The sequence below is a fragment of the Acidovorax sp. HMWF018 genome (assembly GCF_003061035.1).
In the GTDB taxonomy this organism is placed as follows: Bacteria; Pseudomonadota; Gammaproteobacteria; order Burkholderiales; family Burkholderiaceae_C; genus Acidovorax; species Acidovorax delafieldii.
The window spans coordinates 1-3,927 of record NZ_QAIM01000044.1 but is presented as its reverse complement, the minus strand read 5'-3'; the positions used below and the strand labels follow the sequence as shown (position 1 = coordinate 3,927).

General features: G+C 63.4%; 4 protein-coding genes. 3 read left to right on the top strand and 1 reads right to left on the bottom strand.

Features of this window, described 5'->3' with window-relative positions:
- Positions 1 to 6: 6 nt before the first annotated feature.
- On the top strand, positions 7 to 714 hold the full coding sequence (gene queC / locus DBR23_RS01615; protein ID WP_108497087.1) for a 7-cyano-7-deazaguanine synthase QueC: 708 nt from the start codon (positions 7 to 9) through the stop codon (positions 712 to 714).
- Positions 715 to 1,019: 305 nt separating this feature from the next.
- Positions 1,020 to 2,891, top strand: a complete 1,872-nt coding sequence (locus DBR23_RS01610; RefSeq protein WP_108497086.1) for a phosphoenolpyruvate carboxykinase (GTP) — start codon at positions 1,020 to 1,022, stop codon at positions 2,889 to 2,891.
- Between the two features lie 189 nt (positions 2,892 to 3,080).
- Here DBR23_RS01610 and DBR23_RS01605 read toward each other — a convergent pair whose 3' ends face one another.
- Positions 3,081 to 3,521: a hypothetical protein gene (locus DBR23_RS01605; protein WP_056057089.1), complete on the bottom strand. Its 441-nt coding sequence runs from the start codon at positions 3,519 to 3,521 to the stop codon at positions 3,081 to 3,083.
- A 137-nt stretch (positions 3,522 to 3,658) separates the two neighbouring features.
- Here DBR23_RS01605 and DBR23_RS01600 point away from each other — a divergent pair.
- The coding region (locus DBR23_RS01600; RefSeq protein ID WP_146191190.1) for a LysR family transcriptional regulator at positions 3,659 to 3,927 on the top strand (269 nt) is incomplete at its 3' end.

The window sequence follows — 3,927 nt, the reverse complement described above, 5'->3', positions numbered from 1 at the left end:
ACCCCCATGAGACCCGGACACGCACTCGTCCTCTTTTCCGGAGGTCAAGACTCCACCACCTGTCTGGCCTGGGCTCTGGAGAACTTTGCCCATGTCGAAACCATCGGCTTTGACTATGGCCAGCGCCACCATATCGAACTGCAGGCACGGCAGACGGTGCTGTCATCGCTGCGCGCACAGTTTCCACAGTGGAACACCCGGCTGGGCGATGACCACATGCTGGACCTGGCGGTCCTGGGCCACATCAGCGACACGGCGCTGACGAGCGACACCGAGATCCAGATGACCGCCGCCGGCCTGCCCAACACTTTTGTGCCCGGGCGCAACCTGCTGTTCTTCCAGCTGGCGGCCGCCGTGGGCTACCGGCGTGGCCTGCACACCCTGGTGGGCGGCATGTGCGAGACCGACTTTTCGGGCTACCCCGACTGCCGTGACGACACGCTCAAGGCGCTGCAGGTCGCGGTGTCGCTGGGCATGGGACAGCGTTTCACCTTCGATACCCCGCTGATGTGGCTGGACAAGGCCGAGACCTGGGAACTGGCCCGGGCCCTCGGTGGGCAGGCACTGGTCGATCTGATCGTGAACGACTCGCACACCTGCTACCACGGCGTGCGCGACACGCTGCATGCGTGGGGCTACGGCTGCGGCACCTGCCCGGCCTGCGCGCTGCGCAAAAGCGGCTTTGAGCGCTGGAGCGGTGCCACGACCGCCTAGTCCCAAAGTCCACGAAGATGGGGGCAAGAACCATGCATAAACCTATGTTATTTTTGCATGGTTTTGACCCCTGTCTGACAGACAAACCGGCGGCAGATTCATAAAATTGACATCCCAGCCGACCCGCGGAATCCGTGGAACTAGCCTCCACCCGTGGGGCTGACACACGCTCCCGCCCGCCGACTGAGCACGAAAGCCGTTTTTTCAAAGGCAGCGCTCAGCACCGCAACTGCGCCAGGCCTCGCCGTGACCCGCCCGGTCCGCTTCCTTTGAAAAAACGTTTTTTCAACTTAGGAAGCTCCCCGATGAACGCACCCACGATGCAGGGCCTGAATCTCAACGCCCCCGCTTACGTCAAAAACGCCCGGCTGCTCGCCTGGGTGGCCGACATGGCCGCCCTGTGCAAACCCGACAGCATCTGCTGGTGCGATGGCTCCAAGGAAGAGTACGACCGCCTGTGCCAGCAGCTGGTCGATGCCGGCACCTTCAAGAAGCTGAACCCCGCCAAGCGCCCCGGCAGCTTCCTGGCCTGGTCTGACCCATCTGACGTGGCCCGTGTGGAAGACCGCACCTACATTTGCTCGGCCGCCAAGGAAGACGCCGGCCCCACTAACAACTGGATGGCTCCCGCTGAAATGCGCGCCACGCTGCAGCCACTGTTTGACGGCTGCATGAAGGGCCGCACCATGTACGTGGTGCCGTTCAGCATGGGCCCACTGGGCAGCCACATCGCCCACATCGGCGTGGAGCTGACCGACAGCGCCTACGTGGCCGTGAACCAGCGCCTGATGACCCGCATGGGCAAGGCCGTGTACGACGTGCTGGGTGTGGAAGGCGAGTTCGTGCCTTGCATGCACACCGTGGGCGCGCCCCTGGCCGAAGGCGAGAAGGACACGACCAGCTGGCCCTGCAACCCCAAGGTCAAGTACATCGTGCACTACCCCGAAACACGCGAGATCTGGTCCTACGGCTCGGGCTACGGCGGCAACGCGCTGCTGGGCAAGAAGTGCTTGGCCCTGCGCATCGCATCCACCATGGGCCGCGACCAGGGCTGGCTCGCCGAGCACATGCTTATCTTGGGCGTGACCAACCCCCAAGGCAAGAAGTACCACGTGGCAGCGGCCTTCCCCAGCGCCTGCGGCAAGACCAACTTCTCCATGCTGGTGCCGCCCGAGGCGGGCTTTGCCGGTTGGAAGGTCACCACCATCGGTGATGACATCGCTTGGATCAAGCCCCATGCCGATGGCAAGATGTACGCCATCAACCCCGAGGCTGGCTACTTCGGCGTGGCTCCCGGCACCAACATGCACACCAACCCCAACTGCATGCGCAGCCTGGACAAGGACGTGATCTTCACCAACGTGGCCCTGACGGACGACGGCGACGTCTGGTGGGAAGGCATGGAAAAGGACACGGGCAAGCTGCCCGACCACCTGATCGACTGGCAAGGCAAGGACTGGACGCCCCAGATCGCCAAGGAAACCGGCGCCAAGGCCGCCCATCCCAACTCGCGCTTCACGGTGGCTGCCACCAACAACCCCGCACTGGACGCCCAGTGGGACGACGCCAATGGCGTGGCCATCGATGCCTTCATCTTCGGCGGCCGTCGCTCGACCACGGTGCCGCTGGTGACCGAAGCCCGTAGCTGGACCGAAGGTGTGTACATGGCTGCCACCATGGGCTCCGAGACCACTGCCGCTGCGTTTGGCGCCCAGGGCGTGGTGCGCCGCGACCCGTTTGCCATGCTGCCGTTCTGCGGCTACAACATGAGCGACTACTTCCAGCACTGGCTCAACATGGAAGGCAAGATTGCCGCCACCGGCAAGGCGCTGCCCAAGGTGTTCTGCGTGAACTGGTTCCGCAAGGACGAGGCTGGCAAGTTCGTCTGGCCCGGTTATGGCGACAACATGCGCGTGCTCAAGTGGATGATTGACCGCATCGAAGGCCAGGCCCAAGGCCAGGAAACCATGTTCGGCGTGGCCCCGCAGTACGCAGAGATCAACTGGACGGGCCTGGACTTCAGCGCCCACAAGTTTGACGCCGTGACCAGCATCGACAAGGCGGCCTGGGCCGAAGAGTTCAAGCTGCACGATGCACACTTCGAACAGCTGGCCTACCACCTGCCAAAGGCGCTGCTCGATACCAAGGCGCAACTGCAAAAGCGTTTGGCAGTCTGACGCTGCGACATTCAGTCAAGGAAGCTGACCATTCAAAGCCGTCCCGCCCTTGCGGGGCGGCTTTTTTTTCTCGTGCGGGCACTGCAAGAACACACTGCACGCGGGGCGCAACGGGGCATAAAAAAAGCCGTGGCGTTGGCCACGGCTTTGAATCGGAGTCTCTGCGCAGCGTGCGCCGCGCAAAATGCTTCAGTAGTACTTGCGGATGCTGTTCACAGTGGGAATGCCCATGGCATGGTTCAGTTCAGCCATGATCCGTGGGTCCTTCAGGGCGACTTGCCAGGTGCGCTGATCTTCAGCAGCGCGGCGACGGCTTTCAGCCCATGCCAGCGCAGTGCCGCGCAGCGCAACACCGGCGCGGCGGGCGGGGCTGGTCAGGAGCGCCAGGGCCGCAAAGGCCACGAGCCACAGCACCATCCAGGCAGCCAGCAGGTGGCCTTCGGTCCAGGTGTCGATGACTTGGTTGGCCACCACCAGCAGCGCGGAGACCACGGCGGCCAACAGCAGGGAGGCTGCGCCACGCGCGCCGTCAAAATGGGCGGCAGCGCTCTTCAGAGCGGCGGCTGCGTTTTCGGCCCGGACAACGCCGGGGTGTTCGGTGGGGTACTCAACGTGTGCAAAGGCGGTCATTTCGGTTTCCCTTTTCTAACGCTTGTGGCGAGATTGCCGGGCGATGGGGTGATATTAGGGTTTACCCTTTGCATGTTCAAGTTTATATTTTGAATCATTGATATTCATATCAGTGATGAATATGCTCTCGGGTGACCATGACTCCCCTGAACTTCCGCTCCCTGGACCTGAACCTGCTGCGCGTCTTTGACGAGGTGATGGCAGAGCGCAGCCTCACCCGGGCTGCGCACAAGCTGTCTATCACCCAGCCGGCCGTCAGCAATGCCATGCGGCGCCTGCGCGATGTGGTGGGCGATGAACTGGTGGTGCGCAGCGGCCAGGGGGTGGAGCCCACGCCACGTGCGCTGGCCCTGTGGCCGCCCGTGCGCGAGGCCCTGGCCCATTTGCAGGAGTCCCTGGCGCCGGG